Annotated in this window: 19 protein-coding genes and 1 riboswitch; all 19 genes read left to right on the forward strand. The window is 29.9% G+C overall.

Going from position 1 to position 19,803, the window contains the following annotated elements; all coding sequences use genetic code 11:
• Positions 1 to 89 precede the first annotated feature (89 nt).
• The 19 genes from spoIIGA (at position 90) to BUA48_RS01355 (ending at position 19,768) form a co-directional block, all read left to right on the forward strand.
• Positions 90 to 890, forward strand: a complete 801-nt coding sequence (gene spoIIGA, locus BUA48_RS01265; RefSeq protein ID WP_072829275.1) for a sigma-E processing peptidase SpoIIGA — start codon at positions 90 to 92, stop codon at positions 888 to 890.
• Between the two features lie 16 nt (positions 891 to 906).
• On the forward strand, positions 907 to 1,614 hold the full coding sequence (gene sigE / locus BUA48_RS01270; RefSeq protein ID WP_072829277.1) for an RNA polymerase sporulation sigma factor SigE: 708 nt from the start codon (positions 907 to 909) through the stop codon (positions 1,612 to 1,614).
• Positions 1,615 to 1,689: 75 nt separating this feature from the next.
• Positions 1,690 to 2,463, forward strand: coding sequence for an RNA polymerase sporulation sigma factor SigG (gene sigG, locus BUA48_RS01275; RefSeq protein ID WP_072829280.1), 774 nt, complete (start codon positions 1,690 to 1,692; stop codon positions 2,461 to 2,463).
• Between the two features lie 86 nt (positions 2,464 to 2,549).
• The gene (locus BUA48_RS01280; RefSeq protein ID WP_072829282.1) at positions 2,550 to 2,813 is read left to right on the forward strand and encodes a YlmC/YmxH family sporulation protein; all 264 of its coding nucleotides are present in this window, start codon (positions 2,550 to 2,552) and stop codon (positions 2,811 to 2,813) included.
• A 218-nt stretch (positions 2,814 to 3,031) separates the two neighbouring features.
• Complete coding sequence (gene nrdR / locus BUA48_RS01285; protein ID WP_072829284.1) at positions 3,032 to 3,487, forward strand: transcriptional regulator NrdR; 456 nt, start codon at positions 3,032 to 3,034, stop codon at positions 3,485 to 3,487.
• Between the two features lie 210 nt (positions 3,488 to 3,697).
• Positions 3,698 to 4,408, forward strand: a complete 711-nt coding sequence (gene pgeF, locus BUA48_RS01290; protein ID WP_072829286.1) for a peptidoglycan editing factor PgeF — start codon at positions 3,698 to 3,700, stop codon at positions 4,406 to 4,408.
• 24 nt (positions 4,409 to 4,432) lie between these two features.
• Positions 4,433 to 5,128: a response regulator transcription factor gene (locus tag BUA48_RS01295; RefSeq protein WP_072829288.1), complete on the forward strand. Its 696-nt coding sequence runs from the start codon at positions 4,433 to 4,435 to the stop codon at positions 5,126 to 5,128.
• 3 nt (positions 5,129 to 5,131) lie between these two features.
• On the forward strand, positions 5,132 to 6,838 hold the full coding sequence (locus BUA48_RS01300; RefSeq protein WP_072829290.1) for a HAMP domain-containing sensor histidine kinase: 1,707 nt from the start codon (positions 5,132 to 5,134) through the stop codon (positions 6,836 to 6,838).
• Between the two features lie 266 nt (positions 6,839 to 7,104).
• The gene (locus BUA48_RS01305) at positions 7,105 to 8,016 is read left to right on the forward strand and encodes a phosphate ABC transporter substrate-binding protein (RefSeq protein ID WP_072829292.1); all 912 of its coding nucleotides are present in this window, start codon (positions 7,105 to 7,107) and stop codon (positions 8,014 to 8,016) included.
• A gap of 29 nt (positions 8,017 to 8,045) precedes the next feature.
• Positions 8,046 to 8,936: a phosphate ABC transporter permease subunit PstC gene (gene pstC, locus BUA48_RS01310; protein WP_072829294.1), complete on the forward strand. Its 891-nt coding sequence runs from the start codon at positions 8,046 to 8,048 to the stop codon at positions 8,934 to 8,936.
• Positions 8,937 to 9,824 (forward strand): phosphate ABC transporter permease PstA, encoded by an 888-nt coding sequence (gene pstA / locus BUA48_RS01315; protein ID WP_072829296.1) that lies wholly within the window; start codon positions 8,937 to 8,939, stop codon positions 9,822 to 9,824.
• Between the two features lie 21 nt (positions 9,825 to 9,845).
• Complete coding sequence (gene pstB, locus BUA48_RS01320) at positions 9,846 to 10,598, forward strand: phosphate ABC transporter ATP-binding protein PstB (RefSeq protein ID WP_072829298.1); 753 nt, start codon at positions 9,846 to 9,848, stop codon at positions 10,596 to 10,598.
• A gap of 26 nt (positions 10,599 to 10,624) precedes the next feature.
• Positions 10,625 to 11,287, forward strand: a complete 663-nt coding sequence (gene phoU / locus BUA48_RS01325) for a phosphate signaling complex protein PhoU (RefSeq protein ID WP_423231105.1) — start codon at positions 10,625 to 10,627, stop codon at positions 11,285 to 11,287.
• Positions 11,288 to 11,412: 125 nt separating this feature from the next.
• Entirely contained in the window at positions 11,413 to 12,747 is a 1,335-nt protein-coding gene (locus BUA48_RS01330; protein WP_072829300.1) for a DUF512 domain-containing protein, read from the forward strand.
• Between the two features lie 3 nt (positions 12,748 to 12,750).
• Positions 12,751 to 14,067 (forward strand): ribosome biogenesis GTPase Der, encoded by a 1,317-nt coding sequence (gene der, locus BUA48_RS01335; RefSeq protein ID WP_072829302.1) that lies wholly within the window; start codon positions 12,751 to 12,753, stop codon positions 14,065 to 14,067.
• A 3-nt stretch (positions 14,068 to 14,070) separates the two neighbouring features.
• Positions 14,071 to 15,066 carry an NAD(P)H-dependent glycerol-3-phosphate dehydrogenase gene (locus BUA48_RS01340; protein ID WP_072829304.1) on the forward strand — a complete coding sequence of 332 codons (996 nt, stop codon included), beginning with the start codon at positions 14,071 to 14,073 and terminating at the stop codon, positions 15,064 to 15,066.
• A gap of 79 nt (positions 15,067 to 15,145) precedes the next feature.
• Entirely contained in the window at positions 15,146 to 16,624 is a 1,479-nt protein-coding gene (gene spoIVA, locus BUA48_RS01345; protein ID WP_072829306.1) for a stage IV sporulation protein A, read from the forward strand.
• Positions 16,625 to 17,064: 440 nt separating this feature from the next.
• Positions 17,065 to 18,051 (forward strand): asparaginase, encoded by a 987-nt coding sequence (locus BUA48_RS01350; protein ID WP_072829308.1) that lies wholly within the window; start codon positions 17,065 to 17,067, stop codon positions 18,049 to 18,051.
• Between the two features lie 88 nt (positions 18,052 to 18,139).
• A riboswitch (purine riboswitch) is annotated at positions 18,140 to 18,239 on the forward strand.
• A 161-nt stretch (positions 18,240 to 18,400) separates the two neighbouring features.
• Positions 18,401 to 19,768: an NCS2 family permease gene (locus BUA48_RS01355; protein WP_072829310.1), complete on the forward strand. Its 1,368-nt coding sequence runs from the start codon at positions 18,401 to 18,403 to the stop codon at positions 19,766 to 19,768.
• Positions 19,769 to 19,803: the final 35 nt, after the last annotated feature.

The following is a 19,803-nucleotide window of genomic DNA, read 5'->3' on the forward strand; positions in this document are numbered from 1 at the left end:
TACAAAAAGAAAAATTTATTTGGAGTATAAAAAATGACAAAATTTTAAGAAAAATAATTGTATAATATTCCCAAAAGGGGGAAGTGCTTATGGAGATATATTTAGATATGTTGCTCTTGGAAAATTTTTTAGTTAATTTTTTTTTAATTTATGTTACCACAAGAACTATGAGAATAAGAGTTAAGTTAAAAAGAGTTTATTTAAGTGCATTTATAGGAGCTCTTTCTTGTATTTTGGTGCTTATATATCCTATGAACGCTATTTTACAATTAATATTAAAGTTTGGTGTGGCATTTATTATGCTATGGATACCCTATGGTAATAAGATTACAACAATAATAAAAAGTACTCTTATTTTTATAATGTATTCAATGGTTTTAGCGGGTATGTGTGTCTTTATTAAATTTAATGAAATGGGAGCTTTACCAGCTGACGGAATCATATGGGATTTTTCTTACAAAAAGTTGCTTTTATCAGTTATGATCTTAGCTATTTTTATTGATAGAATGGTAATTTATATAAAAGACAGAAAAGATATACATAAACTTGTTTATAATGTGGACATTTTCTTTGATGAATCTAAAAAAACTGTACAGGCTTTTTTAGATACGGGGAACGAGTTAAGAGAACCAGTGACTAACTTACCAGTTATAGTCATTGAAGAGGGGATTATTAATACTATGACCTTAAAGGAGGATGACATGTTTACTATTCCCTATAGGGTAGTTAATGGAAATAAGGGTAACTTATATGGAATCAAACCAAAGCATGTTGATATACACATAGATGATAAAAATATAGAGAGTAAAGAAGTGATAATAGCATTTTGCAAAGATAAATTAAGTAATAGTGGAGATTTTAATGGACTTTTATCAAGAGGAGTCTTATAGGTTTAGGGGGGATTATATGTTAAAGATTAAATTATGGTTTAATAAGATAGTAACAAGGTTAGGATTATTTTGCAAAGAGATATTTTACATTGGAGGAAATGATGCTTTACCACCTCCTTTAACAAAGGAAGAAGAAACAGAATTAGTGAGTAAAATAGTGCAAGGTGATGAACATATAAGATCAACTTTAATTGAGCGAAACCTCAGATTAGTTGTTTATATTGCTAGAAAATTTGAAAATACGGGAGTTAACATAGAGGATTTAATTTCTGTTGGGACTATAGGTCTTATAAAGGCTGTTAATACCTTTGATCCTGAAAAGATGATAAAACTTGCAACATATGCTTCAAGGTGTATTGAAAATGAGATACTAATGTATTTAAGAAGAAATAGCAAGATGAAAGCTGAGATATCTTTCTATGAGCCTTTAAACATAGATTGGGATGGTAATGAATTGTTACTATCAGATATATTAGGAACAGAAAATGATATGGTATATAACATGATAGAAGATGAAGTAGACAAGCATCTTTTAGTACTTGCTATGGATAAATTAAATACAAGAGAAAGAGAGATAGTACAGCTTAGATTTGGTTTAAATGGTACTTTGGAAAAAACTCAAAAGGAAGTTGCAGACATGCTTGGAATTTCTCAATCTTATATTTCAAGATTGGAAAAAAGAATTATTAAAAGATTAAAAAAAGAAATTAATAAAATGATATAGGTTTGTCTATAGTATAAAAGCTTTTGAAGCGGGAAATAATAAAAAAGCAACTATACTGAAGGGATGGATGACCTTATGATGATAAATAAAGTTGAAATTTGCGGAGTCAATACATCTAAATTGCCTGTATTGAATGAAAAAGAGATGAAAGAACTTTTGCAAGCTTTAAAAAATGGAGATAAAGAATCCAGAGAAAAGTTTATAAGAGGAAACTTAAGGCTTGTGTTAAGTGTAATCCAAAGGTTTAACAATAGAGGCGAAAATGTAGATGATTTATTTCAAGTTGGATGTATCGGACTAATAAAGGCTATAGACAATTTTGATTTATCTCAAAATGTAAAGTTTTCAACCTACGCAGTACCTATGATAATAGGTGAAATAAGACGTTATTTACGTGACAACAACTCTATTAGAGTCAGTAGATCTTTAAGAGATATAGCCTATAGAGCTCTGCAGGTAAGAGATGCTTTAATTAATAAAAACAATAAAGAGCCTACTATATCTCAAATAGCAGAAGAATTACAAATACCAAGAGAAGATGTTGTATTTGCATTAGATGCAATTCAAGATCCTGTATCTTTATTTGAACCAATATATCATGATGGTGGAGATGCTATTTTTGTAATGGATCAAATAAGTGATGGAAAAACTGGAGATGAAAACTGGATTGAAAGTCTATCTATAAATGAGGCTATGAAAAAATTAAATAAAAGAGAAAAATTAATCTTGAATTTAAGATTTTTCAATGGTAGAACTCAAATGGAAGTTGCTGATGAGATTGGCATATCTCAAGCACAGGTTTCAAGACTTGAAAAATCAGCATTAAAGCACATGCGCAAATACGTATAGAGCCGCAAGGCTCTATTTTTTTTAGCATATTTTATAAGAGTTCATAATATATTTATGGTAAGAGAAAGTATAAGGGGGATTAAAGTATGTTAGAAGAGGATCTATTTTCTATAAACAATATGAGAAATATGGAAGTTATCGATATAAATACTGGCAGGAAATTAGGCATAATAAAAGATTTTGTTATAGACTGTGATGAATATAGAATAGCTAGTATTGTAATTCCAACACAGAAGGTTTCATGGCTTGCTAAGGAAAGTGATATTGAAATACCTTGGAATAGAATAACTAAGATAGGCGTTGATGTAATCTTAGTTGATGCTATAGATTTAGGGGAAAGTGAATTTTAAACATAACAGCATATTAATAAAACATATATAAAAATGTAGAAAAAATAATAAAATAATGATAATATTATTTTATCTATAGTGTAAGGTCTATAATAATTTAAGTTATAGAAAAATATAATAGTTTACAGGTATAGATGAAAAATGTAAAAGAAGACTTTGGTATTGGGCTAAAGAGATTTTATTATTATAAAAATATATAAGGAAAAGATGTGAATAAAGTGAAATGTCCATATTGTAATTATGCTGAAAGTAAGGTTGTTGATTCAAGAGCTACAGATGATGATTCTGCAATAAGAAGAAGAAGAGAATGCTTAGGTTGCGGAAAAAGATATACAACCTATGAAAAAGTTGAAAATATACCTATTTTGGTAATTAAAAAAGATTGTAGTAGAGAATATTTTGATAGAACTAAGATTATAAATGGCTTGATGAAAGCCTGTGAAAAAAGACCTGTCTCTAGACAAAAAATAGAGGATATAGCTGAAGAGGTTGAAAAGCAGCTATATAATAATATGACTACTGAGGTATCTTCAGATCATATAGGGGAAATAATTATGAACATATTAAAGGAAACTGATGAAATATGCTATGTAAGGTTTGCATCAGTATATAGACAGTTTAAGGATATTAATACCTTTATGGAAGAAATAAGAGGATTAATTGATAAGAGATAGTTCTATTAAGAGAAATTCATAATCTAAATAAATTTTTCAAGTAATGAAATAATTTAAGGGATTGAAAATGGAGAAAACTTGAAGTTTTCTCCATTTTTGATTATTGAAGAGGATTTTAAGTTAAAACTATGTTAAAAATGTATAAATACTATAAAGCTTATGTAAGGTTTAACAGTATAATAGTATTACATGAAGTGGGAGGGCAATACTATGAAAATAATAAATAATGATATGGGAACATTTATTACTTATGATTTAGAAAATGTAAAAATAGTTTTTTCAACAGCTGAAAAAAACTTGGATTTTAATAAGAATACTGTTATAGGTAAGCAAAATTTGAAGAAGCTAATTAATTATCATAATGTAAGGGAATTAAATTACTTAAATCAAATACATAGTGATTGTATTTTTATAAATCCTCATGATGTCAAAGAAGGAGATGCGATTATAAGTAATAAAAGGGAAGAGATAATTGGGGTATTTACAGCAGATTGCGTTCCTGTTATATTGTATGATGAAAAAAATAATGTAGTAGCAACTGTACATAGTGGATGGCAAGGTACTATAAAAGAAATAGTACTTAAGACATTAACTAAGATGAAAGAGGTATATGGAAGTAATGGTGAAGATATTAAAGCTTTTATAGGTCCTCATAATAGAGAATGTTGTTATGAAGTTAGTGAAGAATTAATAAATAGTTTTAAAGAAAGGGATTTGTATAAAAACATAGAAATAAATAAAGGGAGACATTTAAGTTTATACAATTGTATATTAAAACAGCTAAAAGAATTCGGGGTTATGGAAGAGAATATAATAGATATTAAATTATGCACATATTGCAATAAAGAATTTAAATTACATTCTTATAGAAAAGATAAAGAAAATTCAGGAAGAATGTTTTCCTATGTGTATATAAAATAATTAAGAGCTTATGGAGGAAAAATTATGCCAAATTCTAAAATACTTGTTGTAGACGATGAAATTCACATCTTAGAGCTTATAGGCTTCAATTTGGAGAAAAATGGTTATGAAGTTATAAAGGCTACAGATGGGATAGAGGCTTTAAAGCTTGCTAAGGAACACACACCACAAATAATCTTACTAGATTTAATGTTACCAGGTATGGATGGATATGATGTATGTAAGGAACTTAGAAAGTGTAGCTATACTGCTAATATTCCAATAATAATGTTAACTGCTAAGGGTGAGGAATTTGACAAAATATTAGGGCTAGAATTAGGTGCGGATGATTATATGACTAAGCCTTTTTCAGTGAGAGAGCTTTTAGCTAGGGTAAAGGCTATACTAAGAAGAACTACTCAACAATATGAAGAGAAGAAATATGTTTTTGGAAATATTACTGTAGATTTTGAAAAGCATGAAGTTCTTAAGGATGAAGTAAAGATAGAGCTTACACTTAAAGAGTTTGAATTATTGGAAACTTTAATTAAAAATAAGGGGAGAGTTATTAATAGAGAGTATCTTCTAGAAAAAATATGGGGTTATGAATATATTGGAGAAACAAGAACCATAGACGTTCATATAAGACATTTAAGAAAAAAGATAGAGGAAGATGATAAAAATCCTATTTATATTCAAACAGTTAGAGGAATTGGATATAGATTTAATGAGGTGCAATAGAAGTTGAAGAAAAAATTGATGATGGTGATACTGGCTATTATTATAAGTGTACTTTTGGTTGTATCACTAATGTTTAATTTTATATTTAGAAAATCTAATGAGGAAAATGTAAAAGACTATTTAAGAAGCAATAACGATTTTATAAAAAATTATTTAATTAATAATGACTATGATTACAGTAAAATATTAACCGATAATAATTTCCAAGGTATCCCTATTAGAGTCACTTATATAAGTACAGAAGGAAATGTAGTTTATGATAATAGAACTGATTGGGAAGCTATGGACTCTCATGATTCAAGAGAAGAGTTTATTAAAGCTAAAGAACATGGAGTCTATGAAGTTATTAGGGAAAGTGATACATTTAATCTTAGTATGCTTTATGTGGCAACTACATGTCCAGATGGAAGTGTTATTAGAAGTTCTGTGAAATTAAATTCTTTAGAGTTTTTTCAAAATGAGTATTTAAAATATTATTTATGGTTAGTGCTTTTAGCATCTATTATAGGACTTGGTGCTAGTTATAAGTTAGCATACTATTTTACTAAACCTATCCAAGACTTAGATTTAGTTACTTCTCAAATGGCTAAGGGAGAGTTCTATAGAAGAGCTAATATAGTAGGTACAGATGAAGCTGGAACCTTAGCTAAAAATTTCAATTTAATGGCTAATAAATTAGAGAATACTTTGAAACAATCAAGAGAAGAACATAATAAGTTAAAAGCTATAATTGAAAGCATTGACAGTGGGATTATTGCTATAGATAGAGATGAAAATATAATTATGATAAATCCCTATGCTTTAAATTTATTTCATATGACTAAAGAAGTTATTGGAGAAAATATTTTAAAGTCAGAACAATGCAAAATGCTTAGTGAAATGCTTAAAAATGACGAAAATAATTATGAAGAAATACAATTGTTCAATATAGATAATAAGGAACTTAGAATAAAGAAGGCTGACATAATAAATAGAAATGAACATATAGGTATGGTAATAGTTATACAGGATATAACGGATATAAAAAGATTGGAGAATATTAGATCTAGATTTGTAACTAATGTAACTCATGAACTTAAAACGCCACTTACTTCTATAAAGGGTTTTGCAGAGACTTTAAAAGAAGTGGATGACCCTAAAATTAGAGAGAAGTTTTTGGATATTATAAACGAAGAAGCTGAAAGGCTTACTAGACTTATAAATGATATATTATTATTGTCTCATTTAGAACAACAAGGAGAAACAAGTTTTGGATATATAGATGCTAATAAAATAATAAGAGATGTTTATTATATGATTAAGGTTGCTGCTCAAGAAAAAAGTATAAATATAAAAATAACAGGTGATATGCTACCAGATATTTATGGAGATGAAGATAAATTTAAGCAAATGATAATAAACTTAGTTGATAATGCTGTTAAGTATTCAGGTGAGGGAAGTATTGTAATTGTAAATAAGGAGCTTATGGGCGATAAGGTTAAAATTACAGTGGAGGATAATGGAATAGGAATAGAGGAAGAACACTTGTCAAAGCTTTTTGAAAGATTTTATAGGGTTGATAAAGCTAGATCTAGAAATAATGGTGGAACAGGACTAGGACTTGCTATAGTTAAACATATAGTAAAATTATTTGATGGTAAAATCTTTGTAGAAAGTAAGATAGGGGTAGGTACAAAGTTCACTGTTATTTTAAATGTAAATTCAAAATAACAATTGATATAATTTATAAAAGGCTTAATAGTAAACTTGAAATTATTATTATAGAAAATAAGGGCGCTTTGCAGCGATTGCAAGGGGTCCTTTGTTTTTTTATTTCCTTGTGTTAAGTTTATTTAACTTAACATAACTTTGTTTAACTTATACATAATATGGGCTTAACTATGGAAAGATATAATTAAAAATGTAAAGAACATTTGAAATCATCTTATGAACGTTAAATATTAAAAAAGTTCATTAAGTACATGGAGGGGAATAAAATGAAATCAAAAAAAATGAAGGCTTTAATATGTGTGTTAACAATATCTTTAATGGCTGGTGCTTTTGTAGGATGTACTAATAAAGATGAGGGTAAAGAATCAAATAATCAAGTAAGTTCAGGGGAACAACAAAAAGAAAAAATAGAAGGTACTATTACTAGTTTAGGATCTACTGCATTACAACCACTTGTTGAAGAAGTAGCTAATAATTTTAGAGCTAAATATCCAGATGCAATTGTAAATGTTCAAGGTGGAGGAAGTGGAGCTGGAATAAATCAAGTATCAGAAGGTACTATAGAAATAGGAAACTCAGATGTTCCAGCAGAAGAAAAGTTAAAAGATGAAGCTAAAGCAAAAGAATTGGTTAATCATGAAGTATGTGCACAAGGATTTGCGCTAGTAACTAGCAAAGATGTGAAAATAGATAATTTAACTAAGGATCAAATTAAGAAAATATTTAAAGGTGAAGTAACTAACTGGAAAGAAGTTGGGGGAGAAGATAAAGAAATCAATATAATTAATAGAGAAGCTTCATCAGGAACAAGAGCAACATTTGTTAAAAGTGTAATGGATGGAGAAAAGGAAAAAGAAGGTTTAGGAACAACTCAAACATCAAGTGGAGGAGTAAGAACTTCCTTAAAACAAATTCAAGGTGGAATAGGATATTTAGCTCTTTCTTATTTAAGTGAAGATGTTAAGAAAGAAGTTAATGTTATAAAAATAGATGGAACAGAAGCAACAATTGCAAATATAGGAGAAAAGAAATATCCTTTCTGGTCTTATGGATACATGTATACAAAGGGTGAAGCAACTGGAGTAACTAAAGCTTTCTTAGATTACATGGTAAGTTCAGAAAATGAAGCTGTTCTTGAAAAAGCTGGATATATACCAATGAGTAAATTTAAAAAATAATTATTTTGATGATAAGAAGGTAGAAAATTATGAAAGGCAAAAACCTTTGTAAAAATATAAAAAATGAATATTTAGGAAGAGGGCTAGTAACCTTCTGTGGATTTTTAATAATATTTTTAACAATAAGTATAATTGCTTTTCTAGGAGTAAAAGGAGTAAGTACCTTTACTAAACATGGATATTCCTTAAAGGACTTTATATTTAGCTTTAAGTGGAATCCAGGAGCAGAGGTCCCAGAACTTGGGGCCATGACTTTTATAGTTGGTTCATCAATAGTGTCTATAGGTGCTGTCTTAATAAGCACACCTATAGCGCTATCTATGGCTATATTTAGTAATTTTATTTCTCCTTCCCTAGGGAAAAAAGTTATACAACCAGTAATGGAACTTTTTGTGGGAATACCTTCAGTTGTATATGGATTAATAGGTATTAATGTATTAGTTCCATTCATTCGAGATAGATTTGGTGGTCTAGGGTTTAGCGTATTAGCTGGTATTATTGTACTAAGTGTTATGATTTTACCAACCATTGCTACTATATCTTCAGATGCTATAAAAAGAGTTCCTAGAGAATATTTAGAAGGATCTTATGGCTTGGGTGCAACTAGATGGCAGACTATAAAAAAGGTTATTTTACCAGCTAGTAAAAGTGGAATTTTAACTTCAGTTATTTTAGGACTTGCAAGAGCTTTTGGAGAAGCTTTAGCGGTTCAGATGGTAATTGGTAATAATGTTAAGGTGCCGATGAATCTTTTAGATCCTACAACTACTTTGACAAGTGTTATAACCATGGACATGGCAAATACAGTTTCAGGAACCTTATGGAACGATGCTATATGGTCACTTGCACTTATACTACTTGTAATATCATTTTTATTTATTATAATTACTAAAGCCCTTGGAAAGAGAGGGGATCTATAGATGAAGGCTAAAACATCGGATAAAATTTGGACAATAGTTTTTTATATAGTAAGTTTTTTAATATCATTTTTATTGGTTGCAATGTTTGCATATATATTATTAAAAGGAAAAAATGCATTTAATCCTAAGTTTTTATTTGGGACACCTAAATTTGGAGCATCAGGTGGAGGCATAGGACTTCAATTATTTAACTCCTTTTATATGTTAATAATATCACTTGTATTAACAGTACCTTTAGGGGTTGGAGCAGGAATTTATTTAGCTGAATATGCTAAGGAAGGTATGTTTTTAAATATAATAAGACTATGCATAGAAACTATGGCATCATTGCCTTCTATAGTAGTTGGGTTATTTGGATTTTTAGTTTTAGTAAATATGACAAAATGGGGATTTACATTATTTTCGGGAGCCTTAGTAATAACAATATTAAATCTTCCATCTTTAACTAGAGTTACAGAGGATGCCATAAGAAGTTCATCTAAGCTTGTTAAGGAAGCAAGTTTAGGATTAGGAGCAACAAGATGGCAAACTATAAAAAGGGTTATATTACCGAGTGCTTTCCCTCAGATTTTAACAGGGGTTATACTAGCATCAGGTAGAATTTTCGGAGAATCTGCAGCTTTATTATACACTGCAGGTATGAGTGCACCACCACTTAATTTCAGTAGTGCTGCATTATTTACAAAGTCATCACCATTTAATATATTTAGACCAGCAGAAACTTTATCAGTTTATATTTGGAAGCTTAATACAGAGGGAATAGTTCCTGATGCTGCACAAATTGCTGCAGGAGCTGCTGCGGTACTTATAGTTATGGTGATAATATTTAATGTTTTATCAAGAATAATAGGTAATAAAGTATATAAAAAGTTTAGCGGAGAAAGTTAGTTTTTTAGAGGAGAAGTTGATATGCAGGTTTTAGAAACTAAAAATTTAAATTTATTTTATGGGAATAATCATGCTTTAAAAGATATAAATTTAAAGATAGAAAAGAATGAGGTAACTGCATTTATTGGTCCATCAGGATGTGGAAAGTCTACTTTTTTAAGAACTTTAAATAGAATGAATGATTTAATACCTTCTGTAAAAATAGAGGGTGAAGTTTTATATGAAGAAAAAAATATATATAAAGAAGATTATGATGTAATAGAATTAAGAAAAGGTATAGGAATGGTATTCCAAAAACCAAATCCATTTCCTATGTCAATTTATGATAATGTTGCATATGGACCAAGAATTCATGGTATAAGAGAAAAGAAAAAGTTAGATGAGATAGTAAGGAGAAGCTTAGAGGATGCTGCTATATGGCAAGAAGTTAAGGGAAGACTTAATAAAAGTGCTTTGAGTTTATCAGGAGGGCAGCAACAAAGAATATGTATAGCTAGAACTTTGGCTGTTGAACCAGAAGTTATTTTAATGGATGAACCAACATCAGCCTTAGATCCTATATCTACATCTAAAGTAGAAGAATTAATAGTGCAGTTAAAAAATAAGTACACAGTCATAATAGTAACTCATAATATGCAACAAGCGGGTAGAATTTCAGATAAGACAGCTTTCTTCTTATCAGGAGAAGTTGTGGAATTTAACGATACAAAAGAAATCTTCTCTAATCCAAGGGATAAAAGAACTGAGGATTATATAACAGGAAGATTTGGTTAAAATAAAAGAAAAATTAAAATGAGGTGTTGTCTGTGAGAGATAGTTTTGAAAACAGTATGAAAGAGCTTCAAAATGATTTAAAGACTATGGGGAATATGGTGGAACAACAGTTAGATAGGGCAGTTAAATCTTTGTTAAACGAAGATTGTGATTTAGCTGAGAAGGTAATTAAGGAAGATGATGAAATAGATGCTTTGGAAAAGGAAGTAGAAAACAAAGCAATTATATTAATAGCTACTCAGCAACCTTTAGCAACAGACTTAAGAAAAATATTCACTATAAGTAAAATTGTTACTGATTTAGAACGTATTGCAGACCATTGTGTGTCTATAGCACGAATTACTCAAAGATTAGATAATGAAAAGGAGTATATTAGACACCTAAAGGAAATTAGTGATATGAAAAATATAATATCCTATATGATAAAAGGATCTATAGAATCTTATATACATGCTGATAAAGATAAAGCTTATGAAGTGTGCAAAACTGATGATAGCTTAGATGAATTATATATGAGTTTACATTCTCTTATATTGAATGATATGAAGGATGAAAAGGTTTTAATAGAAAATGGAACAAAATTACTATTCATGCTTAAATTCTTAGAACGTATAGGTGATCATTTAACCAACATATGTGAATGGACAATTTATCTTGTTACAGGCCATCAAGTGTCATTAAATGATTAGAGTAAAAAACTATTGGGAATAATATTTCCGATAGTTTTTTTTATAGGGTCATGTATACGTTGACTTAGAGACGTCAATAGGTTAATATTATTTAATGGATAAATCTAATGGTTAAGGAGGAAAAAATGAATAACATAATAGAAAAAGTTCTTCCGAATAGCATAGCTGAAGAGGTTGAAATAGAACCAGGTGATAAGCTAATAAGTATTAATGGTAATGCGATAAAAGATATAATAGATTATAGATTTTTAATTACAGATGAATATTTAGAACTTGAAATAGAAAAAAGCTGTGGAGAGATTTGGGAAATAGAAGTAGAAAAGGATTATGATGAAGAGCTAGGTATAGAGTTTGCAGAAGCTATACTGGATAAGGCTAAAACTTGTACTAATAATTGCATGTTTTGTTTTGTTCACCAGCTTCCAAAGGGAATGAGAGAAACACTGTACTTTAAAGATGATGATTCAAGACTATCTTTTTTACAAGGAAACTTTGTTACTTTAACAAATATGAAGGAAGAAGATATAGAAAGAATAATAAAATATAGAATTAGTCCTATAAACGTTTCAGTACATACTACTAATCCTGAACTAAGGGTTAAAATGCTAAACAATAGATTTGCAGGGAAGGTATATGAATACTTAAAGAGATTTAGTGAAGCAGGTATTTCGATAAATTGTCAATTAGTGCTTTGTCCTGGATTGAATAATGGAGAAGAGTTAGAGAGAACTATAAAGGACTTATATGAACTTTATCCATCAGTACAGAATATAGCAGCTGTACCATTAGGAATTACTAAATTTAGAGATAATCTACCTAAGCTTAAAACATACACTAAGGAAACAGCGAAGCAAGAAATTGAATTAGTGAAAAAGTATTCAGATAAATTTATGAAAGAGATAGGGCATCCTTTTATAAGATTATCTGATGAGTTTTATGTTATGGCTGAAGAGGAGTTACCACAAGCTGAGTTTTATGGTTCCTACGATCAATTAGAAGATGGTGTTGGTATGCTAAGACTTTTAGAGAATACTATAAAAGAGAACTTAGAGATTTTAGATATAAACAAGGGTGGTAAATTCACTTTTGTAACAGGTAGTTCAGCATATAAACATATAAACAAGATATCTAAAATGATAATGGATACAAATCCGAATATACATATTGAAGTGAAAAAAATAATAAATAACTTCTTTGGTGATACTATAACAGTAACAGGGTTATTAACTGGAGAAGATATAATAGATCAACTTAAAGGTGTTGACCTTGGAGATTACATAGTTATGCCTAATAATTTATTAAAAAAAGGATATGAACTAGGAAAATGTGATGAACAGTTACTTTTAGATAACTACACAGTTCCAAAGTTAGAGGAAATATTAAAAAAGAAAATAATTATTTGTGATTTCACAGGTGAAGATCTAATTCAACTTATAGATGATCATTGTAGGGAGGTATAATAAATGGCAAAACCGATAGTAGCAATAGTTGGAAGACCAAATGTAGGTAAATCTACATTGTTTAATAAAATTGCTGGAAAAAGAATTTCTATAGTACAGGATAGTCCAGGAGTTACAAGAGACAGAATATATGCAGAGGGTGAATGGTTAAATAAAACATTCACTATGATAGATACTGGTGGTATTGAGCCAGAAAATGAGGATATAATTTTTTCTCAAATGAGAAGACAAGCAAACATAGCAATTGAAACAGCTGATGTTATCATGTTCATAGTAGATGGTAAACAAGGATTAACAGATTCAGATAATGAAGTTGCATTAATGCTTAGAAAAAGTTCTAAACCTGTGGTATTAGTTGTTAATAAGATTGATAGAATAGCAGAAGAGGATAATTTATATGAATTCTATAACTTAGGTTTAGGAACTCCTATTGCAATTTCTGCTAATCAAGCTTTAGGTTTAGGAGATATGTTAGATGAGGTAGTTGCTAACTTCAAAACAGAAAGTGAAGAAGAAGAGGAAGATGCACCTATTAGCATAGCAGTTGTAGGAAAACCAAACGTAGGAAAGTCATCTCTTATAAACAAAATACTAGGAGAAGATAGAAATATCGTAAGTAATATTCCAGGTACAACAAGAGATGCTATAGACAGTAATATTGAAAATGAAATTGGTAAATTTACATTAATAGATACTGCTGGAGTTAGAAGAAAAAGCAAGGTTAAAGAAGAAATTGAGAGATATAGTGTTATTAGAAGTTTTGCATCTGTAGAAAGAGCTGATGTTTGTATACTTGTTATAGATGCAATAGAAGGTTTAACAGATCAAGATGAAAAAATAATAGGATACGCTCATGAGCAAAACAAAGCTATTTTAGTTGTTGTTAACAAGTGGGATCTAATGGAGAAAGATGATAAAACTTTAGATATTTACACAAAACAATTAAAAAGTACATTAAACTTTATGCAGTATGCTGACTTTGTATTTATTTCAGCTAAAACTGGTCAAAGAGTAAATAAAGTATTAGAAATGGCTAAACAATGCTACGATAACTATGAGAAACGTGTTTCTACAGGTATCTTAAATGAAGTAATAAGTAAAGCTATTTTAATGAAAGAGCCACCAGTAGTTGGTGGAAGAAGATTAAAAATATTTTATGTGAGTCAGGTTGGAGTTAAACCACCTACATTCATATTCTTTGTTAACAATCCAGAATTAGTTCACTTCTCTTATAGAAGATACTTAGAAAATCAATTAAGAGCAAGTTTTGGATTTAGAGGAACAGGAATTAAATTTATCTTTAGAGAAAGGAAGGAATAAAATATGGCAAAGGTCGCTTTCATAGGTGGCGGGAGCTTTGGTACAGCTCTTGCTATAGCACTGGCACAAAAGAAGATACAGATTTCTATCTGGGCTAGAGATGAAAAAGTAGTTAATGATATTAATATTAACAAAAGAAACTCTAAATATCTAAAGGAGGTAAAACTTCCAGAAGGTATAAGTGCGTATACAAATATGAGAGATGCCATAGAAGGTGCTGATGTAGTAGTACTAGGCACCCCTTCTCACGTTATAAAAGAAGTAAGTGAGAAATTAAAAGATATAATTAATAAAGATGCTATTGTTGTAAATATAGCTAAAGGTATAGAACAAAACTCCTTAAAGAGGCTATCACAGGTTATTCAAGAAGAACTTCCTAATAATAAGGTGGTTGTATTATCTGGCCCTAGTCATGCAGAGGAAGTTGCTGTTAATATACCTACTACCTTGGTTTCTTCATCCTTTGATGAAGAATCCGCAAAGGTAATACAAGATTTATTTATGACTGATAGAATTAGAGTTTACACTAACACTGATTTAGTTGGTGTTGAAATAGGTGGTGCAGTTAAAAATATAATTGCTTTAGCAGCTGGTATATTAGATGGCATAGGCTATGGTGATAACACAAAGGCAGCACTTATGACTAGAGGTATGACTGAAATAGCTAGAGTTGGTATGAGAATGGGTGGTAAACCTGAAACTTTTTATGGCTTAACAGGCATGGGTGATTTAATCGTAACTTGCACAAGTATGCATAGTAGAAATAGAAGAGCTGGTATACTTATAGGTAAGGGATATACCATGGAGGAAGCTAGTAAAGAAGTTGGCATGGTGGTAGAAGGAATGAAAGCATGTAAAGCTTTTCATTTGTTAAGTGAAAAGCTTAATGAAGATATGCCTATTACTAAAACCCTTTATTATGTCCTGTTTGAAAATAAAAATCTTGATGAAGCAGTTCATGAATTAATGACGAGAGATAAAAAACAAGAAATTTATTAATATATTAAAAAAAGTTGTAATACTTTTTTAGTTTTTCAATATATATATAGTGTAGAAAGTATATAGGAGGGTATATATATTGGAAAACTTTGATATATATAAAGAAATAGCAGAAAGAACTCAAGGGGATATATATGTAGGAGTTGTTGGTCCTGTAAGAACAGGTAAATCTACATTTATTAAAAGGTTCATGGACCTTATGGTTATTCCGAACATAGATAATCCACATAAGCAAGAAAGAGCTAAGGATGAATTACCTCAAAGTGCCTCTGGTAAAACTATTCATACAACTGAACCTAAATTTATACCTAATGAAGCTGTAGAGATTTTGTTTGATGAAGATACAAGATTGAAGGTTAGAATGGTAGACTGTGTAGGATATATTGTTAAAGGAGCTCTAGGCTACAAAGAAGGAGAAACACCTAAAATGGTAAATACTCCTTGGTATGAGCATGAGATACCTTTTGAAGAGGCAGCAGAAATAGGAACTAAAAAGGTAATTACAGATCACTCAACTATAGGCATTGTAGTTACTACAGATGGTAGTATTACAGGAATAAGCAGAAATGATTACTTAGAAGCAGAAGAAAGGGTTATAAAAGAGCTTAAAGCTATTAAAAAACCATTTATTATAGTATTAAACTCTAATAAGCCTAAAGACAAGGAAACTATTGAACTTCAAGAAAGTTTGATGGAAAAATATGATGTTCCAGTACAAATTTTAGATGTCATGAGTATGAGTGAAATGGATATTGATAAGATTCTTGAGACAGTTTTAAAAGAATTCCCAATAAAGGAAATTGAAATTAACATGCCTCAATGGATTGAAAAGTTATCTCCATCTCATTGGTTGAAAGAACAATTTATGTCTGTAGTGAGAGAAATGTGTAAGAACATATTTAAAGTTAGAGACGTGAAAAAGAGCTTCCTTGGTTTCTCAGAACTTGACTTCTTAGAAAATAGTAGAATAAATGATATTAACTTAGGATGTGGTACAGTTAGCTTAGCTTTAAATCCTGAGTCAGGATTATTCTATAAAATTTTAAGTGAAGTTTGCTCTTGTGAAATTAGGGGGGAAGATGAACTTCTTGATATAATGAGAGAATTTAACGAAGCTAAATTAGAGTATGATAAAATAAAAGATGCTTTAAGAGATGTAAGAGAAACAGGGTATGGAATGGTAGCACCACAACTTACTGAAATGAGATTAGAAAAACCAGAAAAAGTTAAGGGTAGAAATGGCTATGGAGTTAAACTTAAAGCTAGTGCACCATCATTACATTTAATTAAAGCTGATATAGAAACAGAAGTTTCACCAATAATGGGTACTGAAAAAGAAAGTGAAGAATTAGTACAATCTATTTTAGAACAATTTGATAATGACCCATCAGAAATTTGGCAAAGTAATATGTTTGGCAAATCTTTAGAGGAATTATGTAAAGAAGGACTTCAAAAGAAACTTTACAAAATGCCAGAAGATGTTCAAACAAAAATACAAAGAACCTTAGAAAAAATAATAAATGATGGTAATGGCGGATTAATTTGTATAATACTATAAATAAAAATAAGAATACTCTTTAAGGGTATTCTTATTTTTATGCTTAAATGTGAATTTTGCAATGTATATATAGCTATGAAAAAAATATTAATTGAAAAATAAAGCCTTTAAATAATGCAAAATTGAAAGATATATAAGTTTTAAAGTTATATATAATTAAGAGGTATAGAATAAAAAATTAAAGTACAAATGAAATATTTAAAGAAGTCTAAACATAGAGTAACTATATATGTTATTATTTACAATAATAAATTTCAATGGTATAAGAAAATGCTATAAAATTAATTGAATTTAAAAAAATCAAATAATAGATGTTTTTTAAAAAAGGTGATGTAAAGTTACTTTAAATGAAGTACAATTAAGATTGTGTGATAAGTATTATGAATTAATAGTACATAAAAGTATTTAAAGTTATTTATAGGATATATGGGAGGATAAAAATGAAAAAGGTAGCAGTAATATTTAATGGTGGTACCATATCCATGAAGGTAGACCCAAAACTTCAAGCAGCTGTACCAACTTTAAGTGGAGAAGAAATAATGGCAATGGCAACGGGGATTGAAGAATATGCAGAGGTTGAATCTGTAACGTTTTCAAGTTTGCCAGGTCCTCATATGACTCCACAAACTATGATGGAACTAGCTCGTTATGTAGAGACATTTTTGGGAAGAGAAGATATTGCAGGGGTAGTAGTTACTCATGGAACAGATACCTTAGAGGAAACAGCATACTTTTTAGATTTAGTTATAGATAATAAGAAACCAGTAGTAGTTACAGGATCTATGAGAAATAGTTCGGAATTAGGCTATGATGGACCAGCAAATTTAACAGCATCTATATGTACAGCAATTTCAGAAGAGGCTGCTTCAAGAGGAGTATTAGTGTGCTTAAATGATGAGATAAATTGTGCTAGTGAAGTAACTAAAGAACACTCTATGCACTTGAATACATTTAAGAGTCCAGAGTTTGGACCTATTGGTATAGTAGATACTAATAAAGCTATTTTTTATAGAGATGCAGCAACTAAAGAGCATTTAAAAACAAATGTAGTAGAAGATAAAGTTGATTTAATCAAAGCTGCTACAGGGATGGATGGCAAATTAATAGATTATTGTGTATCAACAGGAAGCAAAGGTATTGTAATAGAAGCTATGGGAAGGGGAAATATACCTCCTAAAATGGCAGAGTCTGTAGATAAAGCTATAAAAGCTGGTGTTGTAGTTGTTATGGTATCAAGATGCTATAAAGGAAGAGTTCTTGATTCTTATGGATATCCAGGTGGAGGAAAAGGCCTAAGAAATTCAGGTGTTATATTTGGAGATAGACTACCAGGGCAAAAGGCGAGAATAAAGCTTATGTTAGCTTTAGGACTTACACAAGACAAAGAAGAAGTTAAGAGAATATTTGAAAAGGGCTTATACAACTAAAATACGAAATATATATAAAAAACTTATAGAAACATTCGTAAAATCCTTGACTACCATGGACAAGTATATTATAATGAATGCATGAAACAAATACTTATTCCATAAGACTTATATAAGACTGATAATATGGTTCAGTCGTTTCTACCGAATACCGTAAATATTCGACTATGAGTTATCTGAGGATTAATATAGTTTTTTACATATTTCTTATTTAAAGATATATTAAATGCTATTAAGTCGCTAAGGTTGCTCGCAAACTTAGCGACTTTTTTATTTGAACTTATTATATTTACTATTTAAGACTTGGATACTTATGGGGAGTTAACAACTATAATGGAGGTAAGAAAAAATGAAAAATTCAACAGTGGAAAACTTCTTTAAACTTGAACAAAATGGAAGTACAATCAAAAAAGAAGTTCTAGGCGGCATTACGACATTTTTAACTATGGCTTACATCATCGTTGTAAATCCAGATATTTTAAGTGCGGCAGGAATGGATAAGGGAGCTTTAATTACAGCAACATGCTTAACAGCAGCTATAGCATGTATATTCATGGGGTTATATGCTAATTTACCTTTTGCTTTAGCATCAGGAATGGGTTTAAATGCATACTTTGCGTTTACTGTTTGTGGAGAGATGGGGATTCCATGGCAGGTTGCATTAACAGCGATTTTCTTAGAGGGTATAATATTTATACTATTATCAATAACTAATCTAAGAGAAGCCGTGGCTAACTGTATACCTAAGAATCTTAAGTTAGCTGTAACAGGTGGTATAGGTTTATTTATAGCATTTATAGGTTTTGTAAATGCAGGAATAGTAGTTTCAAGCGAAGCAACTAAGGTTGCAGTAGGACATTTAGGGTCATTACCAGTAATTATTACTTTTATTAGTATAATAATAATAACAGTATGTTATAAAAAAGGAATTAAGGGATCGATTTTACTTGGTATAGTTGCAAGTACAGTATTAGCATGGGTAGTAGCTCTTATAGCTCCAAACTTAGCTAGTGAGTATCATATAGCATTACCAGGAAAAGTTTTTGAATATGCATCTATAAGTCCAATAGCTATGAAGATGGATTTCTCATACTTTACTGATCCACAAAAATTAATGACATTATTAGGTGTAACGTTAACCTTCTTATTTGTAGACTTCTTTGATACATTAGGAACCTTATTAGGAGTTGCATCTAAAGCAAACATGATAGATAAAGAAGGAAGAGTTAAAAATGGTGGAAAAGCTTTATTAGTTGATGCTGTTTCTACTACTGCAGGAGCTATGTTAGGTACATCAACAGTTACAACATATGTTGAAAGTGCATCAGGTGTTGCTGATGGTGCTAGAACAGGTTTAGCAGCTGTTGTTACAGGAGTATTATTCTTTGTAGCTATGTTCTTCTCACCAGTTATTATGGCTGTTCCAAGTTTTGCAACTGCACCAGCTTTAATATTTGTTGGATTATTTATGATTCAAAATGTTGTACAAGTTGACTTTAATGATTTTACAGAAGGTGTACCAGCTTTCTTAACAATAGCATTAATGCCTTTAACATACAGCATAGGAGAAGGTTTAACTATAGGTATATTATCTTATGGAGTAATTAACTTCATATCTAACTTATTTGAAAAAGATAAGAGTAAGAAAAAGAAGGTATCTCCAATAATTTATGCCTTAACAATCATATTCATAATAAGATATGTTTTGATTAAATAGTTTAAAGTTATTGTATTTGAATGTAATATACAATT

The sequence above is a fragment of the Clostridium collagenovorans DSM 3089 genome (genome assembly GCF_900130005.1).
In the GTDB taxonomy this organism is placed as follows: Bacteria; Bacillota; Clostridia; order Clostridiales; family Clostridiaceae; genus Clostridium_D; species Clostridium_D collagenovorans.

Coding starts and splice junctions, on each gene's coding strand:
- spoIIGA (WP_072829275.1), top strand. CDS start 90: ATGGAGATATATTTAGATATGTTGCTCTTGGAAAATTTTTTAGTTAAT.
- sigE (WP_072829277.1), top strand. CDS start 907: ATGTTAAAGATTAAATTATGGTTTAATAAGATAGTAACAAGGTTAGGA.
- sigG (WP_072829280.1), top strand. CDS start 1,690: ATGATGATAAATAAAGTTGAAATTTGCGGAGTCAATACATCTAAATTG.
- BUA48_RS01280 (WP_072829282.1), top strand. CDS start 2,550: ATGTTAGAAGAGGATCTATTTTCTATAAACAATATGAGAAATATGGAA.
- pgeF (WP_072829286.1), top strand. CDS start 3,698: ATGAAAATAATAAATAATGATATGGGAACATTTATTACTTATGATTTA.
- BUA48_RS01295 (WP_072829288.1), top strand. CDS start 4,433: ATGCCAAATTCTAAAATACTTGTTGTAGACGATGAAATTCACATCTTA.
- BUA48_RS01305 (WP_072829292.1), top strand. CDS start 7,105: ATGAAATCAAAAAAAATGAAGGCTTTAATATGTGTGTTAACAATATCT.
- pstC (WP_072829294.1), top strand. CDS start 8,046: ATGAAAGGCAAAAACCTTTGTAAAAATATAAAAAATGAATATTTAGGA.
- pstA (WP_072829296.1), top strand. CDS start 8,937: ATGAAGGCTAAAACATCGGATAAAATTTGGACAATAGTTTTTTATATA.
- pstB (WP_072829298.1), top strand. CDS start 9,846: ATGCAGGTTTTAGAAACTAAAAATTTAAATTTATTTTATGGGAATAAT.
- BUA48_RS01330 (WP_072829300.1), top strand. CDS start 11,413: ATGAATAACATAATAGAAAAAGTTCTTCCGAATAGCATAGCTGAAGAG.
- der (WP_072829302.1), top strand. CDS start 12,751: ATGGCAAAACCGATAGTAGCAATAGTTGGAAGACCAAATGTAGGTAAA.
- BUA48_RS01340 (WP_072829304.1), top strand. CDS start 14,071: ATGGCAAAGGTCGCTTTCATAGGTGGCGGGAGCTTTGGTACAGCTCTT.
- BUA48_RS01350 (WP_072829308.1), top strand. CDS start 17,065: ATGAAAAAGGTAGCAGTAATATTTAATGGTGGTACCATATCCATGAAG.
- BUA48_RS01355 (WP_072829310.1), top strand. CDS start 18,401: ATGAAAAATTCAACAGTGGAAAACTTCTTTAAACTTGAACAAAATGGA.